The sequence below is a fragment of the Streptomyces sp. NA02950 genome (assembly GCF_013364155.1).
Classification (GTDB): Bacteria; Actinomycetota; Actinomycetes; order Streptomycetales; family Streptomycetaceae; genus Streptomyces.
The window spans coordinates 1,565,346-1,592,050 of the sequence record NZ_CP054916.1 but is presented as its reverse complement, the minus strand read 5'-3'; the positions used below and the strand labels follow the sequence as shown (position 1 = coordinate 1,592,050).

Annotated in this window: 24 protein-coding genes; 7 read left to right on the top strand and 17 right to left on the bottom strand. The window is 73.1% G+C overall.

Annotated features, from left to right (window positions below; all coding sequences use genetic code 11):
- Nucleotides 1–7: 7 nt before the first annotated feature.
- The 4 genes from HUT19_RS06390 to HUT19_RS06375 form a co-directional block, all read right to left on the bottom strand.
- Entirely contained in the window at nucleotides 8–1,663 is a 1,656-nt protein-coding gene (locus tag HUT19_RS06390; protein WP_176179516.1) for a carboxylesterase/lipase family protein, read from the bottom strand.
- Between the two features lie 36 nt (nucleotides 1,664–1,699).
- The gene (locus tag HUT19_RS06385) at nucleotides 1,700–2,239 is read right to left on the bottom strand and encodes a hypothetical protein (protein WP_217712244.1); all 540 of its coding nucleotides are present in this window, start codon (nucleotides 2,237–2,239) and stop codon (nucleotides 1,700–1,702) included.
- A gap of 73 nt (nucleotides 2,240–2,312) precedes the next feature.
- Entirely contained in the window at nucleotides 2,313–3,341 is a 1,029-nt protein-coding gene (locus HUT19_RS06380; RefSeq protein ID WP_176179515.1) for a hypothetical protein, read from the bottom strand.
- A 300-nt stretch (nucleotides 3,342–3,641) separates the two neighbouring features.
- Nucleotides 3,642–4,247, bottom strand: coding sequence for a TetR/AcrR family transcriptional regulator (locus HUT19_RS06375; RefSeq protein WP_176179514.1), 606 nt, complete (start codon nucleotides 4,245–4,247; stop codon nucleotides 3,642–3,644).
- Between the two features lie 101 nt (nucleotides 4,248–4,348).
- On the opposite strand from HUT19_RS06375, the gene HUT19_RS06370 reads away from it, so the two are divergent.
- Nucleotides 4,349–7,129: an AAA family ATPase gene (locus HUT19_RS06370; protein WP_176179513.1), complete on the top strand. Its 2,781-nt coding sequence runs from the start codon at nucleotides 4,349–4,351 to the stop codon at nucleotides 7,127–7,129.
- Between the two features lie 39 nt (nucleotides 7,130–7,168).
- On the opposite strand, the gene HUT19_RS06365 is transcribed toward HUT19_RS06370, so the two are convergent.
- The 4 genes from HUT19_RS06365 to HUT19_RS06350 form a co-directional block, all read right to left on the bottom strand.
- Complete coding sequence (locus HUT19_RS06365; RefSeq protein ID WP_176179512.1) at nucleotides 7,169–8,101, bottom strand: phosphotriesterase; 933 nt, start codon at nucleotides 8,099–8,101, stop codon at nucleotides 7,169–7,171.
- Nucleotides 8,095–8,682 (bottom strand): DUF4865 family protein, encoded by a 588-nt coding sequence (locus HUT19_RS06360; protein ID WP_176179511.1) that lies wholly within the window; start codon nucleotides 8,680–8,682, stop codon nucleotides 8,095–8,097. Before HUT19_RS06360 ends, HUT19_RS06365 begins: the two co-directional genes overlap by 7 nt.
- Before the next feature lie 45 nt (nucleotides 8,683–8,727).
- Nucleotides 8,728–9,153, bottom strand: a complete 426-nt coding sequence (locus HUT19_RS06355; protein ID WP_176179510.1) for a cupin domain-containing protein — start codon at nucleotides 9,151–9,153, stop codon at nucleotides 8,728–8,730.
- A gap of 64 nt (nucleotides 9,154–9,217) precedes the next feature.
- Nucleotides 9,218–9,787 carry a TetR/AcrR family transcriptional regulator gene (locus HUT19_RS06350; RefSeq protein ID WP_176179509.1) on the bottom strand — a complete coding sequence of 190 codons (570 nt, stop codon included), beginning with the start codon at nucleotides 9,785–9,787 and terminating at the stop codon, nucleotides 9,218–9,220.
- A gap of 54 nt (nucleotides 9,788–9,841) precedes the next feature.
- On the opposite strand from HUT19_RS06350, the gene HUT19_RS06345 reads away from it, so the two are divergent.
- Both HUT19_RS06345 and HUT19_RS06340 read left to right on the top strand, forming a co-directional pair.
- A complete protein-coding gene (locus HUT19_RS06345) occupies nucleotides 9,842–11,068 on the top strand; it encodes a pyridoxal-phosphate dependent enzyme (protein WP_176179508.1) in 1,227 nt (408 codons plus the stop codon).
- A gap of 181 nt (nucleotides 11,069–11,249) precedes the next feature.
- The gene (locus tag HUT19_RS06340) at nucleotides 11,250–11,543 is read left to right on the top strand and encodes an SHOCT domain-containing protein (RefSeq protein WP_176179507.1); all 294 of its coding nucleotides are present in this window, start codon (nucleotides 11,250–11,252) and stop codon (nucleotides 11,541–11,543) included.
- 145 nt (nucleotides 11,544–11,688) lie between these two features.
- Here HUT19_RS06340 and HUT19_RS06335 read toward each other — a convergent pair whose 3' ends face one another.
- On the bottom strand, nucleotides 11,689–12,306 hold the full coding sequence (locus tag HUT19_RS06335; RefSeq protein WP_176179506.1) for an ATP-binding protein: 618 nt from the start codon (nucleotides 12,304–12,306) through the stop codon (nucleotides 11,689–11,691).
- Between the two features lie 187 nt (nucleotides 12,307–12,493).
- The gene (locus HUT19_RS06330; RefSeq protein WP_176179505.1) at nucleotides 12,494–12,823 is read right to left on the bottom strand and encodes a hypothetical protein; all 330 of its coding nucleotides are present in this window, start codon (nucleotides 12,821–12,823) and stop codon (nucleotides 12,494–12,496) included.
- A gap of 171 nt (nucleotides 12,824–12,994) precedes the next feature.
- Between HUT19_RS06330 and HUT19_RS06325 the strand changes: the two genes are divergently transcribed.
- Nucleotides 12,995–14,116 carry a PLP-dependent cysteine synthase family protein gene (locus HUT19_RS06325; protein ID WP_176179504.1) on the top strand — a complete coding sequence of 374 codons (1,122 nt, stop codon included), beginning with the start codon at nucleotides 12,995–12,997 and terminating at the stop codon, nucleotides 14,114–14,116.
- Nucleotides 14,117–14,250: 134 nt separating this feature from the next.
- Here the strand turns inward: HUT19_RS06325 and HUT19_RS06320 are convergent, their stop codons facing one another.
- Nucleotides 14,251–14,721, bottom strand: coding sequence for an SRPBCC family protein (locus HUT19_RS06320; RefSeq protein ID WP_176179503.1), 471 nt, complete (start codon nucleotides 14,719–14,721; stop codon nucleotides 14,251–14,253).
- A gap of 24 nt (nucleotides 14,722–14,745) precedes the next feature.
- Nucleotides 14,746–15,591 carry a DeoR/GlpR family DNA-binding transcription regulator gene (locus HUT19_RS06315; protein ID WP_176179502.1) on the bottom strand — a complete coding sequence of 282 codons (846 nt, stop codon included), beginning with the start codon at nucleotides 15,589–15,591 and terminating at the stop codon, nucleotides 14,746–14,748.
- Nucleotides 15,592–15,984: 393 nt separating this feature from the next.
- Here HUT19_RS06315 and HUT19_RS06310 point away from each other — a divergent pair, with 393 nt between their 5' ends.
- The gene (locus HUT19_RS06310; protein WP_254886127.1) at nucleotides 15,985–18,237 is read left to right on the top strand and encodes a hypothetical protein; all 2,253 of its coding nucleotides are present in this window, start codon (nucleotides 15,985–15,987) and stop codon (nucleotides 18,235–18,237) included.
- On the opposite strand, the gene HUT19_RS06305 is transcribed toward HUT19_RS06310, so the two are convergent.
- The 5 genes from HUT19_RS06305 to HUT19_RS06285 form a co-directional block, all read right to left on the bottom strand.
- Entirely contained in the window at nucleotides 18,207–20,648 is a 2,442-nt protein-coding gene (locus tag HUT19_RS06305; protein ID WP_176179500.1) for a right-handed parallel beta-helix repeat-containing protein, read from the bottom strand. The genes HUT19_RS06310 and HUT19_RS06305 overlap by 31 nt on opposite strands.
- A 196-nt stretch (nucleotides 20,649–20,844) precedes the next feature.
- Nucleotides 20,845–21,447 (bottom strand): hypothetical protein, encoded by a 603-nt coding sequence (locus HUT19_RS06300; protein ID WP_176179499.1) that lies wholly within the window; start codon nucleotides 21,445–21,447, stop codon nucleotides 20,845–20,847.
- Nucleotides 21,448–21,534: 87 nt separating this feature from the next.
- A complete protein-coding gene (locus tag HUT19_RS06295) occupies nucleotides 21,535–23,307 on the bottom strand; it encodes a GAF domain-containing protein (RefSeq protein ID WP_176179498.1) in 1,773 nt (590 codons plus the stop codon).
- A 129-nt stretch (nucleotides 23,308–23,436) separates the two neighbouring features.
- Complete coding sequence (locus tag HUT19_RS06290) at nucleotides 23,437–24,480, bottom strand: universal stress protein (RefSeq protein ID WP_176179497.1); 1,044 nt, start codon at nucleotides 24,478–24,480, stop codon at nucleotides 23,437–23,439.
- Between the two features lie 96 nt (nucleotides 24,481–24,576).
- Nucleotides 24,577–25,002 (bottom strand): ATP-binding protein, encoded by a 426-nt coding sequence (locus tag HUT19_RS06285; protein WP_254885462.1) that lies wholly within the window; start codon nucleotides 25,000–25,002, stop codon nucleotides 24,577–24,579.
- A 245-nt stretch (nucleotides 25,003–25,247) separates the two neighbouring features.
- Between HUT19_RS06285 and HUT19_RS06280 the strand changes: the two genes are divergently transcribed.
- Nucleotides 25,248–25,697, top strand: a complete 450-nt coding sequence (locus HUT19_RS06280) for a cyclic nucleotide-binding domain-containing protein (protein ID WP_176179496.1) — start codon at nucleotides 25,248–25,250, stop codon at nucleotides 25,695–25,697.
- 216 nt (nucleotides 25,698–25,913) lie between these two features.
- Nucleotides 25,914–26,576 (top strand): response regulator transcription factor, encoded by a 663-nt coding sequence (locus tag HUT19_RS06275; RefSeq protein ID WP_176186542.1) that lies wholly within the window; start codon nucleotides 25,914–25,916, stop codon nucleotides 26,574–26,576.
- Nucleotides 26,577–26,705 lie beyond the last annotated feature (129 nt).

Sequence of the window (26,705 nt, the reverse complement as noted above, 5' to 3'; positions counted from 1 at the left end):
GGTCCCCTCAGTGCGCGCGGGACGGCGGCTGCCAGTACGCGCACTGGTGGTCGGCCGCGAAACCGCCGGTGGGCGCGGTACGGTCCGGGGCCAGCACCTGAATGCGGTCGCGGTCGGCGGTGTACCGCGGCCAACGGGGCGCCGAGCCCGGACCGTTGGGATCGCCGGTGGCGGCGAACCGCGCCCAGTAGCCGGTCATCGTGTGCGACAGCCTGCGCTGGGCCGGGGTCAGCGGTGGCACGCCGTCCATCGGGAACAGATAGGCCAGCTCCGAGGCGTGGAAGGCGCCCTGGGGGGTGTGCGGCGCCGGAATGAACGGCGGCGCCTGGGGATCGTTGAACTCGTAGGCGTAGACGGGCGTCCGGCCGCTGTACAGGCGGCTGTCCGCCCGCGCCGGACAGGCGAACTTCTGATCGGTGCCGACGGTGGCGTAGGCCAGGTTCGGGGACGCGTACGCGGAAGCCGGGTACCTGGCGAGGACGGCCGCCGCGTCGGCCGGGTACTGCGCCCTGATCAAGGCGGCGTAGGCCGGGGGCGTGAGCGGACCGCCGCCCAGCAGATCCACGTACAGCGCGGTGAAGTAGCGGTACTCGTCATGGGTGCTGCCGCTCAGCGTCGGGACCGTGTTCACCCGGCCGGTGGCCCATGCCTGCCGCGGCGCGACCGGGAGGATGCGCGGCCCGGTGTTCCCCGTCCACAGGGGCAGGGCTCCCGGGGCACTGCGGATGAGCTCGGTGGCGGGTACCCTGCGCAGGCAGGCCGGCGCGGACTTCGGATCGGCGCACCCCATGGAGGCCGCGAAGCTCTGTCCCCGCTGCTCGGCCGCGGCCAGGGGGAGCGGGGCGGCGGCATCCTCCGACGCACAGCTCCCGCTCTGCTGGACGGCCCGGTGGAACAGGCGCTTCGCGGTCGGCGAGGCGATGTGGAGGCAGGTGTCGACGGATCCCGCGGACTGACCGCCGAGGGTGACCCTGTTCCGGTCGCCGCCGAACGCGCCGATGTTGTGCCGTACCCAGCGCAGCGCGGCCTGCTGGTCCATCAGACCGTAGTCACCCGAGGCACGGTCCGCGCTCTCGGCCGACAGGGCGGGGTGGGCGAGGAACCCCAGCGCCCCGAGGCGGTAGTTGACCGTGACCACGACGAGCCCCCGCGCGGCCAGCGCGGCGCCGTCGTAGTCGCTTCCGGCGCCGTAGGCGTTGCCGCCGCCGTGCAGCCACACCAGCACCGGCAGGGGCCCGCGCGCCGGGCGGGGCGGGGTCCACACATTGAGGTACAGGCAGTCCTCCGCGGTGCTGCCGGTCCGGTTGGAGTCACCGGGCAGCACGGGGCCGCCGTCCGGGAGCAGCGTCAAAGGCAACTGGGCGCAGGGGCCGGCCGGTTCGGTGGCGTTCCGTACGCCGTGCCAGGACGCTGCCGGCCGGGGCGGGCGCCAGCGCAGCTCTCCGGTCGGGGGAGCGGCGAAGGGAATGCCCTGGAAGACCCGGCCGCCGTCGTCACCGGCCGCGCCGCGCACCGCGCCCTGCGCGGGGCGCACGACCAGCGGGCCGTGACCGGGTCCTGCCGGAGCGGCCGCGGTGTCCGGGGCCGCCGTGAGCGACAGCAGCAGTGCCGCGACGGCGAGGGCGGCACGGATGACGGTAGGGAGCACACTGCGGGATCTCATCGGTCTCCTTCATGTTGCTCGCGTTCACGCTCGCGTTCATGACTGGCTGTTGACGAACCCGATGCCCAAGGCGCCCCACCAGCCGAGCTGGGAGACGACGGCCGAGATCCCCCCGCGTATCAGCAGCCGCCGTGCGGGCGGCCGCTCGTCCCGCTCGGCCAGTCCGCGGTGCAGATTCCCGGCGTGCACGCCGTTGAGCGCGATCACCAGGACGAGCACCAGCTTGATCCGGGTGAGCGGGGCCGCCGGATCGGGGTGGAGCATGACCCCGCTCAGCACCAGGCCCGTCAGTCCGGTCCAGATGGGCACGTGCAACGGGCCCATGAAGTCCAGTACCTGACGCAGGGTGCGCCGCCCCAGGATCCACAGCAGCCCGTAGTAGTCGACGGTCAGCACCGCGCCCATGCCGAGGACCAGGGCCCCCAGATGGGCGAAGAGCGCGGCGGTGTGCAGTACGGGGTCGGCCTCCACATGCGAGGCCACCCACACACTGCCCGCCCACCCCAGGCAGATGAGCGCGTCGGCGGCGCCGAGCACCCACCAGGCCACCGGGCCACGGACCCGTTGCGGGGTCATGGGACCCCCTCTCGGCGATGGTGGTCGGTGGGGCGGGCACGACCGGCCCGCCCCGTGGGCTCGTCGGTGCGGATCAGTCCTTGGCCACCCAGCCGACCATGATCCCCATCACGTTGTCGTGCGTATGGCCGTCGATCTCGTACCTGCCGGTGACCTGGAGGACGTCACCGCGGTGGATCGTGCCGAGCGGGTCACCGCTGCACGGCGGCATGTCCGAGATCTCGGTGCGTCCGTGGGGATCGATGAACTCGGGGCTGCCGCCCTCCGTGGCCACCACCTTGCACAGGAGCTTGCCGGTGGTGAGGTTCTCGGTCCGCACGGAGTGGCCGCCGTGGTGGAGGTGGCCGCGCATGTGCACAAGCCTCCCGGATATCGTGGAACGCCACCGCCGGGTCTTTTCGCTGACGCCCTCGGGGGCGTCCCAAATGCTGCCGAGACAACCGCCGGCGTCCATCCAGATCGGGGTGACGGGCTTGAGTTGTGAGCCCGCCGCCGACTCGTGCGTGTAGGTGATGGAAATGTAGACGGTTTTCTCCTTGTGCTCATGGTTCATCAGGTCGTAGAGCATGTTCCAGCGCTCGCCCCGTTTGACCTTCACGCCGTAACCGGACGGCAGGACGCTTTCCATCCGCTCATTGCCGGATGCGAATACCCGCTGGGGGCCCTTGCATACGGTGTCGGACCTCCGGTGCGTGCCCAGCACCGCGTGGTGCAGCATCGGCCCCGTGTTGACGTTCGCGTTCGACCCGTCCGGGTAGACGAGATTGGGCTTGAAGCCGGTGATGAAGCAGTTGTCGCACGGCTTCTTGATGTTGAACGTGATGCGGTTGTGGGTCGTCCCGTTGCCGTGGTCGTCGTCCCGGACCCGGCCGTGGCCGCCGCCGTGATCGTCGTCGTGGCCGTGGTCGCCCGCGGCGGGGATGGTGAACGGCCCGTACCGTACGGTCGTGGTCTGCGGGGCGGCGGTGTGCCGTACATCCGGCGCGGTCTCCCGTGCCGCCGCGGGGGCCGGGCCGCCGAGGGCGCCGAGGGTCAGCGCGGCGCCGACCGAACAGGCCACGGCCATGGCTCCGGCCGTTAATGGAATCTTTCTCGAGGACACGATTTCCTCCCTTTTCCGGGGCAGTTCTCCGGAACTGGTGGCGCGATTCTCAAGAGGCTGTGCACAAGGGGGGCATGGTGTGCGGAATCGCTTATCCGGATGCCGTTGAAGGCCGATATCCCTATCGGGTGCGGCAGTTCACCGAGATGTCTCCGGCTCGGCTCACCGTAGCGTGCGGTCTGCCCTTGCCCATGTCAACGCATGCGCACGGAACAAGAAATCCGGGAATCTCGCGAAGAGGTGCTGACCTGCCCATTCCGATGGCCATTGGCCGGTATCACCGGCCCGACACCGGCGACTTCACCGATTCGTGAACGCGGCGAACAGGCGGTGCATGGCGGTGACCCAGCTGTCGCGGTCCGGGCCCTCCACGTTCAGCGAGGTGAGAATGTCCACGCCGATGGATACGCACAGCACCAGGCGAGCACAGGACGCGGCGTCGACATCGGCGGCGAAGGAGCCGTCCCGCTGGGCGAGCGCGACCAGTTCCGTCACATGGTGCTCAACCCTGCGCAGCGCGTTGTGGACCCTGCGGGCGACCTCGGCGTCCCGCCGCGCGGCGGCAAGGGCCTCGCTGATCAGCGGTGCCCACATCCGCCGACGGGGATCGGAGAGGTCGGTGGTGATCATTTCCAGCACACCGGCGGGTCCGGCACCGCGGTCCAGCGCCTCGCCCAGCTTGCGGGAGGCGGAGGCCAGACCGAAGTCCACCGCCTCGGCGAGCAGTTCGGCCTTGTTGCGGAAGTTGCCGTAGATGGCCCCCGTCGAGAGCCCGGCGCGGCGCGCGATGTCCTGCACCCGGGCCCGGTCGTAACCCCGCTCACCGAATTCCTGGACCGCCGCCTCGATCAGCCGGTCACGGATCAGGGCGCTGGACGGGCCAGGGAGGGATTCGGGCTCTGCCACAACGCCAGCGTAGCCGCGGTCTGTTGCGCTCACGCGCAAGAATAGCCATTATTCTCCCTCAGCTGTTCTCCCTCAGCCACCGAGCCGGGAGGCGTGCGTTCATGACGTACGGCACCGAGCACTCATTCATCGGCAGACAGGCCGAGCGCCGTCACCTCGCCCAGCGGGCCGAGGCGTGCCGGGAGTCCAGAGGCGGCGCCCTGCTGCTGACCGGGGACCCCGGGATCGGCAAGACCGCGCTGCTCCGGCACGCCCCCCACCTGGCGCGCGACTTCCGCACCCTCCGCGCCGACGGAGTGCGGGCCGAGGAGACCCTCGCCTACGGAGCGGTGCAGCGGCTGGTCCGGCCGCTGGCCTCCGGCCTCCGCCGGCTCCCGGCCGCCTCCCGAGCGGCCCTGGAGCGGCTGCTGCTGGGGTTCGTCCCGCCCCGGGAGCGATCGGCCGTCGCGACAGCCGTGCTGGGGCTGCTGACGGAGGCAAGCGGTGCGCATCCGTTGCTGATCAGCGCAGACGATCTGCAATGGGCCGACGCCGAGTCCCGCTACACCCTCGGATTCGTGGCCCGCCGCATCAGCACCGAGCGGATACTGATCCTGGCCGGGACGGACGGCGAGGCGTCGGTGTCCATGCCCGGTGTGCCGGTACTGCACCTCGCGGGCATGAGCGACCTCGACTGCCTGCGGCTGATCGCCGAGCACCAGCCGTCGCCGGTGGCTCCCGCCGTACGCGAAGTGCTCCTCCACGCGGCCCGCGGCAACCCCCTCACCCTGCTGGAACTGCTCGGCACCCTGACCCCGGCACAGCTGAGCCAGCCCGCCGAATTACCTGATCCGCTGCCGCTGGGCCCCCGCCTCACCCATCTGCGGCTCTCCCGGTTCCGCCGGCTCCCCGCCGACTGTCAGCGGCTGCTGCTGCTCCTGGTCACCGAGCCGCGCCTGGACCCGTTCTCCCTCTTCCGGGTGGCCCAGCGAGCGGGCATCGACCCGTCGGCCCTGAAACCGGCCGAGGCCGCGGGTCTGGTGACCTGGTCGGCGACCACCGTGTGCTTCCGCCAGGCCGATGTCCGACGGGCGATCTGCCACGGCGCGGACCCGGCCGAACGGCACTGGGCACATGAACTGCTGGCCCGTGCCTTCGCCGACACCGATGACTATCGCCGCAGTTGGCACGAGGCGGCCCTGACCCCGGACCGGAACGCGGGACTGGCCGATGAACTGGAGCGCCAGGCCGACCAGGCCCGGCGGCGGGGCGAACAGGCCCATGCCGCGGCGCTGATGGAACGTTCGGCACGGCTCACCAGCGAGGACGGCCGCCGGAAGGGCCGACTGATCGCCGCGGCCGATTCCAGCAGACAAGCCGGGCGGCTGCGGCGCGCCGCCCGGCTGCTGGAGCGCGCGGACCACCTGGTCGCCGCCGATCAGCCATGGCTGCGAGGACGCATCGCCTATCTGCGGGGCCTGCTCTGCCTCCACCACGACACGGCGACCGACGCCTACGACAGACTGCTGGCGGCCGCCGACGTGCTGGCCGACGACAACCCCTCACTCGCGGTCAAGGCGCTGGCCGCGGCGGGGGAGGCGGGCCTGTACGCGGGAAACGCGGCCCTGCCGGTCCAGGCCGGCCGACGCGCCCTGGCGGTACTGGACGGTGCACCGGAACGGGACCGTGCGGAGAGCCGGTTCGCCGGCGATCTTCTCCTCGGGGTGGCCGACTCGTTCCAGGGGCGGCTGCCCGCCGCGGTGGCCCGGCTGCGCGGGCGTCTGGACGCGGCCGGGCAGGTGGCCGATCCCCTGCTGCTCACCTGGGCCGCCCACGGTGCTCTGTACGCCGCCGACGACGTCCGGGCCCGCGCGCTGGCGTCGCGCGCCGTGACGCTGGCGCGCGCGGCGGGTGACACTCCCACCACGGCACACGCCATGCAGTACCTCGCCTACGCGGAATGCTGGCTGAACGGGCCCGCCACCGCCACGCTGACCGCCACCGAGGCGCTGCGGCTGGCCCGTGGGACCGGCCAGCTCCCCTGCGTCCGCAATCTCATGGGGGTGCTGATGCTGGCCGCCGGGCTGGCCGGAGACACCGAGAGCTGCGAGCAGTACGCCGACCGTGTCGTCGACGACGCGGCGGCACACGGTCTCGGGCTTGCGTCCGCCCTCGGCCTGTGGGGCCTGGCACAGCTCGACCTCGCCTCCGGACACTGGGCGGAGGCGGCCGACAAGCTCCATCGCCTCGCCAGGACGGGGCTGGGGCACCCCGGTATCGCGCTGGAGGCCGTGCCCACCTATGTGGAGGCCGCCGTTCGAGCGGGCCACCGGTCACGCGCACAGCGGGCGGCGGCGAACTTCACCCGGTGGGCCGAGGCCGTCGGCCGGGGATGGCCGACGGCGCTGGCGGCTCGCTGCCGCGCGCTCCTGGAAGCCGACGACGCCGAACGGCACTTCCGGCACGCCCTGAGTCTGCACCGCACCGGTGAGCGTGAGGTCGAGCGCGCCCGCACGGCCCTGCTCTACGGTGAGTACCTGGGCCGGGAGCGCCGGCGCATGGACGCCCGGGGCCAGCTCCGGGAGGCGGCGGAGATCTTCCGGCGGCACCGGGCACGGCTGTGGCTCGACCGGGCCCGTGCCGAACTGCGCGCCATGGGTGAGGACTGGTGTGCCGAGGAGGAGCACGACCCCGGTCCGGGCGGCGCGGCCGGTGCGCTGACCTCGCGTCAACGCCAGATCGCGGGGCTGGTGGCGACGGGTGCGACCAACAAGGAAGTGGCCGCCCGGCTCTGTCTGAGCCCACGCACCGTCGACTACCACCTGCGCCGCATCTTCGAACGACTGGGTCTGACATCGCGCGCCGACCTGATCCGCCGGTTCACCGCCGGGTCCGTCCGCTGACGGCACGGTGCTCTCTCCGTTCCGTTCGCTCTCCACGCCCTACGAACCGTCGCGCCAGGTGGCGGCCAGCGCGCGGCCCGGGTTCTCGGTGAGGATCCGGTCCATCACCTCGGCACCGAGGGCACGTTCGAGCCGGGGGCGCAGACGGCGCAGCAGATACGGCATACCCGGACCGCCGTTCACCGAGCGCGCCCCGGCCGTCGTGGTGTCGCCGCCGAGCAGCACCTGCCCGGCGTGGCCCGCCTCCGCGAGGGCGGTGAGCGTGTCGGGGAGGCGCCAGTCGGTGGTGTGGTGGGCGCGGGACGGGCCGTCGTAGACGAGGAAGGCGCCCGCGGCCGCCGCCTGCCGGTGGACCACCGGATCGGGCGAGCGGTTGAGATGGCCGAGCAGCACCCGGTGCGGCGGTACGTCCAACGCCCCGCACAGCAGGTCCAGGACATCCAGCGCCGCCGTCCCCAGCTCCAGATGGACGGCGATCGGCGCGTCCGTGCGGTGGTGGGCGTGGGCCGCGGCGGCCATGGTGTGGCGGGCGTGGGCGTCGAGGCCGTGGAAGCCCCCGGCGACCTTGATCAGACCGGCCCGGGGGCCGCTGCCGCCGATGCCCCGCGTCAGTTCCTCGACGAACAGCTCGGCGAGCCGGTCGCGGACCTCCTCGACCGCGCCCGGCCGGTAGTGCACGGCCTGGTGCATCCCGGTGGCGGCCACCAGACGGACGCCGGTGGCCCGGGAGAGCGCGGGCAGGTGCCCGGCCGACCGGCCGAGGCCGTACGGCGTCCACTGCACCACCGTGCCGCCGCCCAGGGCGCGGAAGGCACGCAGCTCGGCCTCGGCCGCGTCCGCCTCGTCCAGCTCCTGCCCGGGCAACTGCGTACTGCGGATGAAGAGATGGTCATGGGCGTCGCAGATCCCCAGCTCGGTGCCGGGGACATCGCCGAGGACCGTACGGACGGCCGGGCGGACGGCGGTCACCACTGCCGTCCCTCGGGGAGCGCGTCCAGGCCGGGCGCCGAGAGATGGAGCACCTGGTAGCGGTCACCGGGCTCCGCGGGCGGTGCGGTGTCCTCCCAGAGCGTGAAGTGGACCAGCTCCCAGCCGCGCGGGTCGATCGCGAGGGCCGTGGTGTGCACGCCGTCCGCGTCCGCCCGCCGCCGCAGCTCCGCGAGCGCGCCCTCGACGGCCTCGGCCGGGTCGGGCCCGGCGGGGACCGTCCCGGTGCGCCGGGTGGCCGCCCGCGGTACGGCGGCGGCGGCCGGGCCCCGGGCGAAGGCGAGCCCCGGCCAGTGCTCGACCACCGGCCGCCCGAAGTCCCGGACCAGGCCCTGGAATCCGGGGCCCCACAGAAAGCGGTGCATGGCGTCGGGGGCGGCCCACAGATAGAACGGCGCGTACGCGTTCACCGCGGCGCCGTCGGCCCCGCGCTCGCTGACGGCGTACGCCTTCAGACCGAGCCCGGGGACGTCGTCCAGCAGCGGGCCCTTGGTCTCCACCCGACGGCGGATGATCTTCATGTCGTAGTCGGCGGGCAGGGTGATCCGGTACTGCATGGCGTGCACGGGTGAACTCCTGGGGGAGGGGCGGGAGGCGGTCGGCCGGTCCGGTCAGGCGGCGGGGTACGCGTCGTCGCCGACCAGTGCGTCCCACTCGGCCGTGGTCCCGTCCGCCGCGGCCTCCACCAGCCCGAGAGGGGTCATGAAGGTCCGGGCCCCGGCGCCGTGCGGGGGGTACCTCCCGGCCGAAGGCTGGGGGAGCTTCTCGTCCGCCTCGATCCATACGGTGTCCCCGGCCCGGATCTCCTCGACCGGGCCGCCCTCGCACTGCACCAGACCGCGCCCCTCGGTGACGTGGAGGACCTGGCCGTGCGGATGGCGGTGCCAGGAGGTACGGGAGCCGGGCGCGAAGTGCACGCTGTACAGCCGCAGTCGGGACGGCTCGGCCGGGGCCGCTATCTCGTCCAGCCGGACGGAGCCGGTGAAGCGGTTCGCGGGACCGCGTTCACTGTGGCGGGGGTTGCGGGTGATCTCCACGATGAGGAATTCCTTTACCGGGAAGGGAAAACGGTCGCGTTGAAGGGCGCCATGAGCGGGCAGCTCACACGGGCGCCCTGATCGCGGCCAGCAACGTGAGCAGCCCTTCCACCGCGCTGTCGAAGGGCGCCGCCGATCCCGCCGCACGGGCCAGTACATAGCCGCCCTGGACGGTCGCGACGACCGTCGCGGCGATCGGCTCCGGGGTGAGACCGGCCGTGAACTCCCCGCGCTCGCGCCCCTCGGCGAGCACCTCCGCCAGCCGTCCGCGCAGCCAGTCGAGGGTCTCGTCCACCGGCTGCCGCAGCTCGGGGTCGGCCATCACGTCCGGGTCCATCGTCAGCCGTCCGATCGGACAGCCGCGCAGCACATCGCGCTCCCGCAGCAGATACGCGCGGACGCGGTCGTACGCGCCCCCGGGGCCGTCGAGACAGGCCGCGGCGACGCCGCGCAGCTCCTCGGCGGTGCGCCGGATGGCGGTGAGCGCAAGATCCGGCTTGCCGCTGAAGTGGTGGTACATGCTGCCCTGCCCGGCGCCCGCACGCTGCTGGATGGCCTTGGGGCTGGTGCCCACGTAGCCGCGCTCCCAGAGGAGCTCTCGGGTGCTCTCGATCAGACGTTCCGGAGTGGTCATACAGTGACTGTACACACTAGTAGGTACAGAATTCCAGCGCCTAGACTCCGGCTGATGACACCCGCACAGGACTCACTGGCGACCGGTCAGCGCTCACTCGGCGACGCGTCGGTCCGCTATCCGCTGTGGCCACCGCTGACCCGGGGCTGTCCGCGGACCGCCACCCCGCACCTGACCTACCCCGTCGAGGTCGACTACGCCTACGATGACGTGCCCGCCGGGCTCTTCGAGCGCACCGGGCCCACGGGTGCGGGCCTGGACCGGTGGGCGCCCCTGCTGCCGCCGCTGGCCGCCCCCGGACTCGGCGAGGGCGGCACCCCGCTGCTCCCCATCGGCGACGACGTGTTCATCAAGGACGAGTCGCGCAACCCCACCTGGAGCCACAAGGACCGGCTCAACCGCTGCACCGCGAGCGCCGCCGTCGGCGTGGGCGCGGAGGGCGTGGTGGTCGCCTCCTCCGGCAACCACGGCGCCTCCGCCGCCGCGTACGCGGCCCGCGCCGGGCTGCGCTGTGTGGTGCTCGCCTCCGCCGAGGCGCCCCCGGCGGTGGTCTCCTTCCTGCGCGCCTACGGCGCCGTGGTACTGCCCGTCCCCACCGCGGCGCGCTGGCCACTGATGCGGCAGATCGTGGACCGGTACGGCTTCCACCCGGTCAGCAACCTCACCGACACCCACACCAGCCACGCCTTCGGCCCGGAGGGCTACAAGACCGTGGCGTACGAGATCTTCACCGAACTCGGCGTCCCGGCCGCCGTGTTCGTCCCCACCGGCTACGGCGAGCTGCTGTTCGGCGTCTGGAAGGGGTTCACCGAGCTCGAGCGGCTCGGCCTGGCCCCGCGCGTTCCGCGGATCTTCAGCTGCGAGCCCTCCGCGGGCGGTCCGCTGGCCGCCGCCGTGCGCGAGGGCCGCCCGGCCGCGACCGTCGACACCGGGCCGACCAAGGCGTACGGGATCGACTGCACCGTGGGCGGCCACCGGGGGGTGCGCGCGGTGACGCGCAGCCGGGGCGACGCCCTGCTGGTCACCGACGAGGAGATGGCGTCCGCCCGGGCCGAACTGGGCCGCCAGGGGCTGTGGGTGGAGCTCTCGGCCGCCGCCGGACTCGCCGGGCTGCGCGGTCACCGGGCGCGCGGCGGCGACGCCTTCGACGGGCCCGTGGTCTGTGTCGCCACCTCCAGCGGCTTCAAGGACCTGGACACCGGAACCCATCCCACCGAGCCGGTCGAACCGGTCTGGGAGCAGGTGGATGGGCGGCTGCGCGCGGCGGGCATCACCGCCTGACGGGACGCCCCCGGCGCGGGGCGGCGCGCGGCTACTCCCGCCGGGGTACGCCGGATGTCGTCCGCCGTACGACGACGCGGAGGCCGTAGGGGACCACTCTCGGAAGTGCCGACCGGACCGGGGTCATCGACCACGATCACGGCGGCCGTGGACAACATCACTTCCGAGGAGCGCGATCAGCATGAACACTTTGGCGCACGGCTTCGCCGACGGCGAGGGACCCGGCCCCTGGATCCTCCTCTTCCCCCTGATGTGGGCGCTGGTCGTCGGCGGCGGGATCTTCCTGCTGCGGCGTACGGCCGGGCGGCGGCGCGCCCTGTGGCGGCAGGGCCGCCCGGAGCGCGGTGAACGGTCCCCGATCGCGCTGCTCGGCCGCCGCTTCGCGGCCGGTGAGATCGACGAGGAGGAGTACTGGCGGCGGCTGTCGGTCCTGGACGAGCAGTTCGGACCGGGGGCCCGGGGCGGGGCGAGCTGACCGCGGCCCGGCGGGGCGCCGGTCCCGTCCGGCGGGGAGGCGGCTCCCGGTCCCGTCCGGCGGGGAGGCGGTTCGCGGTCCCGTCCGGCGGGGAGGCGGCTCCCGGGTCCGTCCCGCTTCCCGAGCGGCGGAACGGACCGCTTCCTCACGGGGATACGGCCGATCGGGCGGCGGGGGCGCGCTCCCGTACCGCGGTCGCCGGGGCGGGCGCGGCGGCGGACGCCGGGGTCGGAGCCGGGGCCCGGACCGGCGGTGCCGGGGCGCCGACCGGGGCCTGCACCGGCCGGGTGAGGTCGACTCCCCGCGGCGGCGCGGTACGGCCCGCTCCGTACGCCGCGAACGGCGACTTGGCGGCGGAGGCGGGCTGCGGCACGGCGAGGGTGAACCACACGACCTTGCCGCTGCCGTCGTCCCGGGCGTGCATGCCCCAGCTCTGGCTGACCGCCGCGACCAGGGCCAGCCCCCTGCCATGGGTGGAGACGGGGTCATGGGCGCGGAGGCGGGGCAGCCGTGGGTCCTGGTCGCGGACCGAGACGGTGAGCCGGTCCAGCATCAGGACGATCTCCACCGTGCACTGCTTGTCCGGCTCGGCATGCCGGTGCACGTTGGTCAGCAGCTCGGTGACACCGAGCGCGGCCGGGTCGATGAGCGGATCCAGATGCCAGTAGCGCAGTTGCGCCGACACGATTCTGCGGACCTGACCGATCCGCGACGGCAGGGCTTGCAGCTCCACCGTGCAATGCCTGCTAGGACGACTGATCACGGCTGCGACTCCCTGGGAAGAAGTTGGGGCTAGCCTGATTCAGGTGCGGGCGACGAACACGTTCAGCAGTGGTGGCTGCTGGGCGCGACCGGTGAGCCGGTTCTCAGCGTCACCGCTTATTGACCCTCAGTGATACTGATGCTCGTCCAGGGTCGGCCCCCCCGCGCGCATGCGCAACTCGGCCGCTTCACTTCTTCCGGCCGTGCCCCCGGGCGGACCGCACCGCGTCCAGGAAGCGGCTGGCGGCGGCAGGGCCGGTGGACTTGGCGGCGGTGTCCTGATCGCCGAGGGTGAGGCGGTAACGGGTGCCGTTCACAGTGGCCATGGCCTGGTCACCGTCCACGAACCACGGCTTGCTCGCGCGGACCGACTGGACCGGGGCGCTGTCGATCTCACGGCCGTAACTGGTCAGCAGCTGGAGCCTGCCGTCCTTGATGAGAACCTGCCCGGCGCGCGTCACCGAGCGCAGGAACCGCTCGATCCGCACCCCTCTGGCATTGAACTCGGTATCGGCCATGACGACCGCCTCCCCGGTGGCTCCGACTGGCACGCGTGCCGCTGCCTCTCATTCTCCCTGTTGCGCAGTGTGCACGTGACGGGCCCGGCGCACCAGGGCGCACCAGGGTCCACTTAGGATCGAAACGGCCCGATCGCGCGACCCGGGCCGGGCACGAGTACGAGGAGCGACGTGGACAGCACAACACGGGGGGTCATCGACACGGTTGACGTGGACCGCAGCGACCACGGTTACCGGGAGTGGCTCAAGGAGGCCGTCCGCAGGGTCCAGGCCGACGCCCAGCGCTCCGCCGACACCCATCTGCTGAGCTTCCCGCTGCCCGAGCGGTGGGGGATCGACCTCTATCTGAAGGACGAGTCCACCCATCCCACCGGCAGCCTCAAGCACCGGCTGGCCCGCTCGCTGTTCCTGTACGGGCTGTGCAACGGCTGGATTCGTCCCGGCAAGCCGGTCATCGAGGCGTCCAGCGGCTCCACCGCCGTGTCCGAGGCGTACTTCGCGAAGCTGATCGGGGTGCCCTTCATCGCGGTGATGCCGCGCACGACCAGCCGGGAGAAGTGCCGACTGATCGAATTCCATGGCGGCCGATGCCATTTCGTGGACGACCCGCGGACGATGTACGAGGCGTCCGCCGCGCTCGCGGCGGAGACCGGCGGCCACTACATGGACCAGTTCACCTACGCCGAGCGTGCCACCGACTGGCGCGGCAACAACAACATCGCCGAGTCGATCTACCAGCAGCTGCGGTTGGAGCGCTATCCCGAACCGGCCTGGGTGGTGGCCACCGCGGGCACCGGCGGCACCTCCGCGACCCTCGCGCGCTACGTCCACTACATGCAGTACGACACCCGGGTATGCGTCGCGGACCCGGAGAACTCCTGCTTCTTCGACGGCTGGGTGCACCACGACGACCAGGCGTCCAGCGACTGCGGCTCACGGATCGAGGGCATCGGCCGCCCGCGGATGGAGCCCAGCTTCGTCCCCGGCGCGATCGACCGGATGATGAAGGTTCCGGACGCGGCGAGCGTCGCCGCGGTGCGGGCCCTGGAGCGGGCCATAGGGCGCAGGGCGGGCGGGTCCACCGGGACCGGGCTGTGGAGCGCGCTGCGGATCGTCGCGGAGATGGTCGACGCCGGGCGCACCGGGAGCGTGGTGACGCTGCTGTGTGACCCGGGCGACCGCTATCTGGACAAGTACTACTCGGACGGGTGGCTGGCGGAACAAGGACTCGACATCGAGCCCTACGCGAAGACGATCGAGGTCTTCCTGAGCACCGGCCGCTGGACGGGCTGAGCGCTCCGCGGGAAGTGCCGCGAGGTGCCGCCTGCGTCCGCGGCCGCGTCGTGGCCGGTCGCGCCCCCGCGGCGGAGCCGCACACCGACGAAAACCCTGCGCCCCTTCGGGGCGCCATCAGGGCCCAGCCGCCGCTATCCCCCGGCCAGTCGGCGGTCCAGGGCGCGGACCGCGTCGCGGAAGGCCCGCCGCAGCCCCGGGCGCGCCAGCCGCGCGACGAGGCGCGCCGGCGGCGGGCCGTCCAGCGCGAAGACGTACCGCACCAGGGTGCCGTCGTCCGAGGGGGCCAGGGTCCATTCCTCCAGCAGCGCCCGCAGCCCCGGCATGTTCGTCTCGTCGATCCGGTAGGCGTAGCGCCGGCCCGGCTCCGCGGTCATCACCGTCTCGCGGAAGCGGACGCCGCCCCGGAGGCGTATCTCGCGGCCCTGGCCGCCGTCCGTGGACCGGGCCGCGCTCACCTGGCGGAACCACCGGGGCCAGCCCTCGGTGTCGGCCAGGGCCGTGAACACCGCCCCGGGCGGGGCCTGGGCCTCGGCGACGAAGACCAGCCGCAGCGGGGCGGTCTCGGCGTACTCCAGCCCGACGGAACGCAGCCGGTGTGTCATGGACACATGATAACTGCCGCCCCGTCAGATGTCTGTGGCCCCGGTCGCCTCGCCCGCCACCACCAGCTCCGGCAGATACTCCGAGATCTCCGCCCGCGCGTCCTCCGGCAGCCCCGGGTCCGTCACCAGCGCGTCCACCTGGTCCAGGGTGGCGAATGAACTCAAGCCCACCATGCCCCACTTGGTGTGGTCCGCGACCACCACCACCCGCCGCGCGGCCCGCACGAAATGGCGGTTGGTCTCCGCCTCGGCCAGATTCGGCGTGGACAGTCCCGCCTCCACCGATATGCCGTGCACGCTCAGGAACAGCACATCGAAGTGGAGCGAGCGCACCGCGGCGTCCGCCACCGGGCCCACCAGAGTGTCCGACGGGGTCCGCACCCCGCCGGTGAGCACGACGGTGGCCGCCCCCGGCCGCGGGCCGGGGCCACCGGCCGTCGCGGACCGCTGTGCGTTGTAGAAGACATCGGCGACCCGGACCGAGTTGGTCACCACGGTCAGATCCGGGACGTCCAGCAGCTGCTGCGCGAGCGCGAAGGCCGTGGTGCCCCCGGCGAGGCCGATCGCGGTGCCCGGTGTGGCCATCGCGGCCGCCGCCTTCGCGATGTCCTCCTTGGCGGTCAGCTCCAGGCCCGACTTGGCCTCGAACCCCGGCTCGTAGGTGCTCGCCTCGGCGACCGGCACCGCACCGCCGTGCACCTTCTCCACCACGCCCAGCCGGGCGAGCGCGTCCAGATCGCGACGGACCGTCATGTCCGAGACATTGAGCTTGCGCGTGAGCTCGTTGACCCGCACCCCACCGCGCCGCCGGACCTCGTCCAGGATCAGGGCGCGCCGCTGCTCCGCGAGGAGGTTCTGGTTGTCGCTCACCCTGCCTCGTCTCCCTCCGGTCAGCGCGTATGATCCGCGGGCTCATCTTCGCACGAGCCACGGACACCCGATCACCGGAGCGTACGAGCATTACGATTTCGCCACGCCCGGCCTGTCGCGGTCCGACCCCCTGACCGGTGGGAACCATCCTGAAGGGGAACGACGGCATTACACCGGGATCGGGGGGACACGGTGGCACCGACCGTGGGCAGCGAGACACCGGACGGCGCGTCGGACGTCAGGGCGGCGACGGACGTCACGGCGGCGACGGAAGCGGCAGCGGCCACGGCCGCCGCCGAGCGGCCGGAGGCGAGCCGGCGGATCCGCGGCGCGGGACCGCCACTCGACCTGGAGCTGCTGGTCCACGGCGTCGGCGGCGCCACCCCCCAGGAGATGCTGGGCGATCCCCGCACCGTCCGGGTCACCGGCGACGAGACCGCCGGGGTCCACCGCAGGACCGACGAGGCCGAGGCCGAGACGCGCCCCCGGGAGGACCGCGAGAGCCCGGTCCGCGAGGCCTACGTCTGGTCCAATCTGACCTCCGGCAACAGCTCCCGCGCCCTGTGGCTGCTGTTACTGCCGTTCATGGTCGCCAACCTCGTCCACTGGATGCGGCCCGCGGCCGACCGGAGCGAGCGGACCGTGCGCGGCTACGGTCTCCTGGTACGGCTGGTCGCGCTCAGCCTCACCGTGACGCTGATCGCCGGGTCCTGTGAGGTCGCCCTGGACCTGGTCGCCTGGCAGTGCGCGGGCGCCGACGCCTGCGCCCGCGGCAAGTCCTGGCTCGGCTTCATGGCACCCGGGAACCACGGCTGGTGGAGCCAGCCCGGCCGCAGGCTCGCCCTCGCCGCCGTGCTCCCCACCGCGCTCACCGGCCTGCTGTGGTACCTCTCCAACCGCACCTGGAGCGCCTACGAGTCGCAGCCCCCGCTGGAGCGCCCGGTCGACGAGTCCGCCCCCGAGGCGGGCAACCGTCCCGGGCTGTGCCTGCCCGGCTTCTGGTACGGCCGCCGGATCGTCGCCCGGCTGCGCGCCGCGCACACCGCCGCGGGCTTCCTCACCATCGCCGCCGCCGTGACCACCGCCACCGCCACCCAGGACCGCAGGCCCGGCGGCAGCGGACCGCTGGACGCCGCGGGCTGGGCGCTGCTCGCCCTGCTGGCCGCGGCCGCGGTCGCCGTGGTGTTCGTGGTGTGCCACCGCGGCCGCAGCGAGACCAAGGTCGACGGCTCCCTGGACCGGATCACCATCACCGCGCTGCCCGGCACCGCGCTCGGGGTGCTCGTACTCTCCCTGCTGCACGCCGGATGGTCCCGCCCCGACTGGGTCTCCCACGGAAAGCTGCCGGGCAACCAGACCTTCTGCGTCATGGCGATCGCCCAGGGCGTGCTCATCCTGGCCATCGGGGCTTGCGCCCTCGCCCTCTACCGGGCCGCGCCCGCCGGCCGCACCCCGCTGTACGGGCTCGCCGGACCCGCCGTGGCCACCCTCGCCTGCGGACTCGGCGCGGTCCTGGCCGGAGGCGTCGCCCAGCGGATCGCCGACTGGCTGGACGGCGGCGCCACCCCGGGCATGGGCGAGCGGCCCGAAGTCGCCCCTCCCGTGCTGCTGTCCTGGCTGGCCACGGCCATACCGGTGCTGCTGTTCGCGCTGCTCGTCCTGGTGCTGGTCCTCACCGTCCGGGTATGGCGGGTACGCAACACCCTGCTGGATACGATCATGGAGGGCTATCCGGGGGAGCAGCCCGACGGGGTGCGCACCCGCCGGATCGCCGGGACCGTCGCCCGCGCCGGGCTCACCGACTCCGCACCCTGGATCGTCGGCCCGATCGCCCTGTGCACCCTGCTGGCCGGCGGCCTCGCCGTCACCGGGGCCTGGGTCACCGGCCAGGTACCCGGACGGGCGGCCGACAGCACCCCCGGCCCGGTCGACGCCTCCGCCCAGACCTGCCAGGCGATCGGCTCCTGGCTGATGGGACTGGCCTTCCTGATGCTGGTCACCTGGGCCCGCCGCGCCTACCGCAGCCCCTCCGCCCGCCGCACCATCGGCATCCTGTGGGACGTCGGCACCTTCTGGCCGCGCGCCGCCCACCCCTTCGCGCCCCCGTGCTACGCCGAGCGCGCCGTCCCCGACCTGACCTGGCGGATGGAGACCTGGACCCGCCGGTACGGCGGACGGCTCGTCATCTCCGGCCACTCCCAGGGCAGTGTGCTGGCCGCCGCCGCGGTCTGGCAGCTGGACCCCCGCACCCGCGGCCAGGTCGCGCTGCTCACCTACGGCTCACCGGTGGAGCGGCTCTACGGCCGCTGGTTCCCCGCCTACTTCGGGCCCGCTCAACTGCTCTCGCTCCACGGCGAGGTGCGCTGCTGGCGCAATCTGTGGCGTTACACCGACCCGATCGGCGGCCCCATCCGGCTGCCCGACGGCTCCGGCCCGCAGGTCGACCGCGGTGCCCTGAAGGACCCGCTCGCCTACGGCCGTACACCCGAACACCCGCTGCCCGCACCGATCCTGGGGCATTCGGAGTACCAGGCCGACCCCGTCTTCGACCGGGAGCGGGCCGGACTGCTGGCCCGGCTCCCGGAACAGGCCTGCGCCCTCCCGGAGGACGCCGGTCAGACCAGCTCCGGCAGATCCTCCGGGTAGAGCAGGGTGAGATCGTCGGTGGTGGGGTCGCCCAGCTGGGCGACCCGACCCGCATGCCGCTCCACCATCGCCTCGAAGGTCTGGCGGGCGGTGCGGCCGTTGCCGAACGCCGGGCCCTTGGGGAGCGCCGTGAAGTACTTCAGCAGCGCCTCGGACGCGCCCTCGCCGATCCGGTACTCATGCTCCTCGGCCTGCTGCTCCACGATCCGCAGCAGCTCTTCCGGGGCGTAGTCGCCGAAGGTGATGGTGCGGGAGAAGCGGGACGCCACACCGGGGTTGACGGACAGGAAGCGCTCCATCTCCGCGGTGTACCCGGCGACGATCACCACCACCGCCTCCCGATGGTCCTCCATCAGCTTCACCAGGGTGTCTATGGCCTCCCGGCCGAAGTCCCGCCCGGAGTCCTCGGGGGAGAGGGCGTACGCCTCGTCGATGAACAGCACCCCGCCGCGCGCCCGGTCGAAGGCCTCCTGGGTGCGGATCGCCGTCGAGCCGATGTGCTCACCGACCAGATCCACCCGGGAGACCTCCACCAGATGGCCGCGCTCCAGCACCCCGAGCGAGGCGAGGATCTCGCCGTAGAGCCGGGCGACCGTGGTCTTGCCGGTGCCGGGGGAGCCGGTGAAGACCAGATGGCGGCGGACGGACGCGGCCTTGAGCCCGGCCTGCTGACGGCGCCGCCCGACCTCGATCATGTCGGTGAGCGCCCGTACCTCGCGCTTGACGCTCTCCAGCCCCACCAGCGCGTCCAGTTCGCCCAGCACGGCCGTGGACGGGCGGACCGAGACGGGCGGTTCGGCGGCGGGCACGGTGGTCTGGGTGGGGCGCGGCGCGGGGACACCGCCCAGCAGCCCGGCCGTGGAGGTGACGGTCTCCAGCGCGGGCGCGGTGGCCGGGGGCAGCGCCAGCGCGGCCGGGGCGGAGGGCAGGGCCTTGGTCGCGCTCTCGTCGCTCGTGCAGTCCTCGGCGACCGGGCCTTGTTCGGAGAACTCGTAACCGCCGCGGGCGCACCGCTCGGTGCGGCAGCGGGTCAGGGTGGTGCGGCAGCCGTCGATGATGTGGAAGCCGTAGCCGCCGCTGCCCGTCACCCGGCAGCCGTGGAAACTGCCCCGGCCCTCGGCGGACACATAGAACCCGGCCTCGGTGGGTCCGGAGACCGTGGTGCGCTCCACGGTGGGATCCGCGCCCTTGGTGACGATCACCCCGGTCGAGGCGCCGTCGATGGTGCAGTTGGCCAGAGTGCCGCCGCTGCCGTGGTCGCGGAACCACGCACCCGTGGCCGCCTCCCGGATCCGGCAGTCGTCCAGCTGGGCGGTGGCCCCGTCGCTCACCGACACCGCGGTGTTGCGCACCTGGGACAGATCGCTGTCGACGACGTCCACCCGGGAGCCGCGGTCCAGTACGAACAGCGCGTCGGGGACGTCGCGCAGCCGGCACGAGTCGAGCACGGCGGTCGCGCCGTCGCTCACCCACACCGCCGGATAGTCGCCGGTGCTCTCGTGCAGCTCGCACTGGTTGGCGTCCACCCGGGTGCCCGGGTCCCACACCGATAGACCGTTGCGCCCGAACCGGCGCACCGTGGAGCGGGTGAGGGTGAGCACCGAACGCGACCGCAGGTCGACCGCGTTCTCCGGGATGTCATGGATCTCGCAGTCGGCGAGGGTCAGCACCGCGTCGGTGTCCAGGTTCACCCCGTCGGAGGTGGTGCGGTGCACCCGGCAGTCGGTGAGGATCCCGGTCGCGCGCGAGGAGACCTGCACCCCCGCGCCCCGGATCTCGTACACCTCGCAGCCGACGGCCTCCAGCGAGCTGCCCTCACCGGTCAGCGAGAGCCCGGCCCCCGAGGTGTGGTGGATCCGGCAGCGGTCCAACCGCGGGCGGCCGCCGCCGCGCACCGCCACTCCGGACTGCCCGGCCGCCACCACCTCGCACTCCTCGAACACCCCGCCCGAGCCGTCCAGCACGCTCACGCCGATGCCCGCGGGGTTGTCGACGGTGCAGCGCCGTACGGTGGGCCGGGCGCCGCCGCGTACCTCGATGCCGACCGCCGAGCGGGTCGCCACCCGCAGATCCATCAGCTCCGGGGTGCCGTCCTCGACCAGCAGCGCGGGGGCGGCCGCGTCCTGTCCCTCCACACACAGGTCCTGGACCACCGCGGAGGCGCCTATCGTCAGCGCGACGCCGTCGGCCGGGGCGATCCGCACCGACCCGCGCGAGGAGCCCTCGGGGCCGCGCAGGGTGACGGCCCGGCCCACCACCAGATTCTCGCGGTAGGTGCCGGGCGAGATGGAGAGCACATCGCCGTCGCCCGCGGCCTCCAGGGCCGCGGTGAGGGAGGCGTACTCTCCGGTGCGGCGCCGCCACCGCGACGTTCCGCTGTGCGTCACCTGGACGACCGAGCCCTGTGCCATGGTGCTGTTGTGCCCCCACCTCGTGGTCAAGCCGGATGTGCGCGACTGTGGCGCTGCGCATGTGAATGCTCCACCGTAGCGTGCGTGGGGCACGATGAGTTGACCTCCCCGTGAGGCCCGCGTGGACTTGGTGTCGTGATGACAAACGTCTACGCGCGGCACCCGGAACCGCCGGGCGCCCTCGGAGGCGGGGCGGTCAGCTGTCCGCGTCCGCCCGGCCCCAGTCCTGTCCGGCCCGGGCCCAGGCGGTGTCCCACTCCGCGTAACGCCGCCGCATCAGCCGCCATACGACCAGCCGCCGGGTGCCGTCCACCAGGCCGACCGTGACCGCGGCGGCGCCGATCCCGGCCAGCACCGCGTGGGTGGCGGCGGTGGCCGTGTCCAGCGGGCGACCGCGCGGGCGGCCGTGCGCATCGGTCCACAGATGGAACCGCTCACCGGGGTCGGCGCCGGGGTGGGTGCCCAGCGGGCCGCGGTGCCTGCTGCCGTCCGGGCCGGTCCACCGGGCGACGACGCGGCGGTGGGCGTCCCGCGCCGAGGAGGTCTCGGGGTCGGAGTCCACCGGGGGGTGGGGGAGCACCTTGACGACGGTGGCGGGAACCAGATATCGCTGGGCGCGCTGCTCCCGCGCGGCCTTCACCAGGGCGTCATGGGCGACGGAGCCGGCCACGACGCCGACGGTGGGGGCGGCGAGCAGCATCAGCAGAACGGCGATCAGCGCCGCGGTGGCCTCCACGAGATCCGTGGTGCGGCGCAGCGGATTGTGCCGCCAGCGCCAGAGCCCCCGGATCATCCTCATCGGTCATGCCCCCCTTCCCCGTCCGTAAATACCGTATGCCGGGCCGGACATACACGCATTCGGTGAAGAGAGAGCAATATCACGGGCTCATCTCTTCCGTTCCACCGGCGGGCCGTCGACGGTCAGCGGCACCCGCCAGATCAGCCGGGTGCCGCCCGCCTCGGGTGCCTCGATCCGCAGGGAGCCGCCGAGCAGCGCGGCCCGGGAGCGCATATTGACCAGTCCGCCGCTGGGGGAGGCACCGCCCAGACCCACCCCGTTGTCGGTGACCATCAGGGTGATCCCGGTGTCGGTGTCGGTGTCGGTGTCGGTGTCGACAGTCAGCCGTACGTCCACCCGCTGGGCATGGGAGTGCCGGACGGTGTTGCTGAGCGCCTCGGCCAGGACGGCGAGTATCTGGTCGCCGTGGTGGTCCGGTACGTCGGTGTCGACCGGGCCGTCCATCAGGAGCGACGGTGCGAACCCCAGCGCGTCCGACGCTGCCCGGACCGCCTTGACCAGCCGCCGCCGCAGGGTGGCCGGTTCACCGTTCTCCTCGCCGACCGTGCGCAGCGCGAAGATCGTGGAGCGGATGATCTTGATGGTCTCGTCCAGGTCGTCCACGGCCCGGCCCACCCGCTCGGCCGCCTCCGGGCGCTCGATCAGCCGGCCCGCGCTCTGGAGTGTGAGCCCGGTCGCGAACAGCCGCTGAATGGCCAGATCATGGAGGTCACGGGCGATCCGGTCGCGGTCCTGGAGCAGGGCCATGTGCTCGGACTCGGCGCGGTGCCGGGCCAGTTCGAGGGCGAGGGCCGCCTGCGCCGCGAACCCGGACAGTAGCTCGACCTCGTTGTCGTCGAACGGCGGCCGCCCGGCCAGCCGGCACAGCCGCAGTGCCCCGGAGGAGCGCTCGTTCGCCACCAGCGGGACCGCCACCAGCGGGCCGAACTCGCTCTCCTGGTCGGGCAGCGGCCAGGCCCGCGCCCTCGCGTCGACCCGGACGTCGGTGGCGACCGCGGGACTGCCGGTGTGCGCCGCGAGCCCGGCCAGCGAACCGTCGGCCGGGACCACCAGACCGCCGATCCGCTCCGCGTCATGGCCCTCGGCCACCTCCACCATCAGGCTGTCGGTGCCCGCGACGGGGAGCAGCACGGCCGCCGAGTCGGCCAGGGCCACCTGGAGGGCGAGCCGGGCGATCAGGCTCAGCACCTGGTTGGCCGGGGTGCCCGCGAGCAGCGTACGGGTGATCACCCCTAACGCCTCGAGCCACTGCTCGCGGCGTCGGCTCTCGTGGTACAGCCGGGCGTTGTCGATGGCGACACCGGCGGCCACCGACAGGGTGGTCAGCACCGCCTCGTCATCGGGGTCGAACTGGGCGCCGCCGCGCTTCTCGGTCAGATACAGATTGCCGAACACCTCGTCGCGGACGCGGATCGGCACCCCCAGGAACGAGCGCATCGGCGGATGGTGCTCGGGGAAGCCGTGGCTCGCCGGATGCTCCGACAGATCGGTCAGCCGCAGCGGCTGCGGATGGCGGATCAGCTCCCCGAGCAGACCGTGGCCGCTGGGTAACGGGCCGATGCGGTGGGCCTGTTCCTCCGATATGCCCACCGGAAGGAACTGGGAGAGCCGGTGCCGGTCGACCACGCCCAGCGCGCCGTACTCGGCGTCGGCCAGTACCACCGCTGACTCCACGATCCGCCGCAGCACCTGCTCCAGGTCCAGTTCGCGGCCGACGCTGAGCACCGCTTCCAGGAGGTTGTGCATCCGCCCCTGGGTGGCCCGGGCGGCGTCCAGCCGCGCCTGGAGCTCATCGAGGAGCTGATCGAGACGGAGTTGGGGCAGTGCCGGACGGCGCCCTTGATCCGCAGTGCCCGACACGTGGCCTCCATACCTCCCATGAGCCGCTCACCAGCAGGATCAGAATATCGGGGCCCGGGGCGGCGCCGGGCGGCGATCGGCGGAACTCGGCCACGGGGGTACCGGATTCGGTCACCCGGGCCCACTCGGTCAGCTCCGCGGAACCACCGCCACCGGGCAGTGTGCGTGGTGCAGTACGGCGTGGTTGACCGGACCGAGCTGCATTCCGAAGTGCCCCTGCCGCCGCCGGGCCCCCACGACCAGCAGATCGGCCCGGGCCGAGGCGTCCAGCAGCGCCTTGCGCGCCGTGGCCTCCACCGCGCGGTGGGTCACCGGCACCAGGGGCTGTCCGGTCGCGCCACCCAGCGCCTCGGCCAGCAGACCGGCGGCGTGCTGTGCATGGTCCGCGCGCCCGTCGTGGTCGTCGCGCGCCGCGTTGCGCTCCCGGCGCGCGCCCCGATCGGCGCGCTCCCCACCGCGCATCGCGCCGTACGTCGCACCCAGCGCCCCACCATGCACCAAGCCGTGCACCGCGCCCTGCGCCCCGCCGTACGCCGTGTCGTACATCGCGCGCGGGCCGTGGTCGGCGGGGCCCGCGCAGCGCCAGGCGTGCACCGCCTCAAGATCACAGCCGCGCAGCCGGGCCTCGCGCAGCGCGAAGGCGACGGCGGGGGAGAGGAAGGGCGACGGTACGGGTCCGGGCCCGCCCGGCCGCTCACGCTCGGCGATGCCCACCACCACCCGGTGCGTCCCGCCCGGCGCGCTCTCCGCCCGGCCGCGCACCACGACCACCGGGCAGTGCGCACGGGCCGCGATCCCCAGTCCGACCGAGCCCAGCAGCAGCGACGCGAACTCACCGCGGCCGCGCCATCCGACGACCACCGCCTCCGCGCTCTGCCCGGCCCGCAGCAGCGCGCTGACCGGGTCGTCGGTCACCAGGTCGGTCATCACCTCCAGCTCCGGTGTGCGGCGTCCGGCCCGCTCGGCCGCGGTGGCCAGCACCGTCTCACCGCGGAGCCGCTCGGCGGGCCGGTCGGCGGCCGACGCGGGGAGACAGCCCTCGTACCGCTCCCACAGCGAGGCATGGACGATGCGCAGCGGGATCCCCCGCAGCGCGGCCATCCCGGCCGCCCAGTCCAGCGCGCCGGAGGCGGTGTCCGAACCGTCGACCCCGACGACCACGGGAAGCTCCACCCGTGCCCACCGCCCCTCATGTCAGCACATGGATGAGTTCTTTCCCCGTTGTCCCTGAAAAACGCGGGTAGCCGGGAAACGCGTACCAGCGCCGGGCTATCGCAGCCTCATCGCCAGGGTCACCACGGCGCCCACGGCCCCCGCGCTGACCGCGAACCGGTCGGTGACCAGCCGGGTCAGCCACAGTCCGCGGCCGTTGGTCGCGCCGTCCAGCCCCGGCAGGATCTGCGGAATGACGTCCTCGGAGAAGCCGGGGCCGGAGTCGGAGATCCGGCACTCCAGCTCGTCGCCGACCCGCCGCAGCAGCAGCGAGCCGGTGCCGCCCGCGTGCTCGACGGCGTTGCTGGCGATCTCGTCGACGGCCAGGACGAAGTCTCCGCGCCGGGCCTCGCACAGCCCGGCCCAGGCCGCGCACTCCTCGACCTGCACCCGCAGCCGGGGCAGCTCGCCGGCGGTGAAACGGCGCTGTAGCAGATGGTCTCCGGCTCGAGTGACGGACCGACGGCGAGGGTCGGCTAGCACCAGTGCCTCCCGTTTTGACGAGGACGAGCGACATCACAGGGTCGGTGAAGCAGCCGAGGGTAGGGCCGATGGACCGCCGACGCCGTGGTCGATCGAAAATGACGCGTCCTATCAGAAACCTGACCGGAAATGGGTATAGGTGAGTCGATAGCCGTTCACTGGCATACCGATATGGATCAGCCACCTCGCATACGCACGGTCACCGCCGAGCGGCGAGGCGGGAGCGGAGACGGCAGAGTGAGATCATGATGGGACTTCTCAGCGCGCTGAAGACCGAGCACCGCGAGCGCGTGATGGCGCTCGCCCGCGATGTGTCCTTCCCCTCGGGCGGCCGCATCTTCGAGGAGGGCCGCAAGGCCGACCGCTTCTGGATCATCCGCACCGGCGCGGTCACCCTCGATCTGCGCGTCCCCGGGCGTCGCGCCGCGGTGATCGAGACCCTCGGCCCGGGGGAGCTCATCGGCTGGTCCTGGCTGTTCCCTCCGGACACCTGGCATCTGGGAGCGGAGGCGCTGAGCCCGGTGCGAGCACATGAGTTCGACGCGGAGGCGGTGCGCCGACTGTGCGACGAGGACCCCGAGCTCGGCTACGCCCTCGCGCTGGCCTGCGCCCAGGTGATCGGGCGCCGGTTGCAGAGCGCCCGTACCCGGCTGCTGGACCTGTACGGGCCGTACGCCGGAGGCATGACGCCCTAGGGGTGTCATCCGCAGAGGCTGGTGGCCATCACCTCGCCTGCGGGGGAGAAGCGGGCCTGAGGGCCGAACGGCCCTTACGCTTCGGCGCGTCAGGCCGTAAAGCTGGGCAGCTGGATCACGACCGGCGCCCCCGTGTGCCATGTGAGGAGTGCAGTGCCCGAGACAGCCGACCCCACCGGCCCCGACGGCCCCGCCGCCCCCGAGTCCGCCGAGACCATCGGGGTCTTCCTGCTCGATGACCACGAGGTGGTGCGGCGCGGACTGCGCGACCTCCTCGACGCCGAGCCCGATCTGCGGGTGGTCGGCGAGGCGGCGAACGCCCGTGAGGCCATCGCCCGCGCCCCCGCCGTACGGCCCCACGTCGCCGTGCTCGACGTACGGCTCGGCTCGTCGGGCGAGGGCGGCGACCACGAAGGGATCGAGGTCTGCCGGGAGTTGCGGGCCCGGCTGCCCGGACTCGCCTGTCTGATGCTCACGTCCTTCGATGACGACGAGGCGCTCTTCGACGCCATCATGGCCGGGGCCGCGGGCTATGTGCTCAAGCAGATCAACGGCTCCGACTTGGTCTCGGCCGTCCGTACGGTGGCCGGCGGCCGGTCCATGCTCGACCCGGGGGCCACCGCGCGGGTGATGGCCCGGCTGCGCGGACCGGAGCCCAGCGGACCCCCCGAGCTGGAACGGCTCTCGCCGCGCGAGCGCGAGATCCTCGAGCTCATCGGGGACGGACTGACCAACCGGCAGATCGCCGAGCGGCTGTTCCTGGCCGAGAAGACGGTGAAGAACCGGATCTCCTCGATCCTGTCGAAGCTGGGCGTGGGACGGCGGATCCAGGCCGCGGTCATCGCCGAGCGGATGAAGGAGCGCGGTACGGGCCAGTGAGGTCCGCGCCGGCCCCGCGCGGACCCGGGCAGGGGCTCCGCCGTGCCGGACGCCGAGCCTCGCGTGGGGTGCGAGGCAGGCTCCCCTCCTGCCTCGCACCCCACGCGGAACGGGGGCGGCCCGTCGATG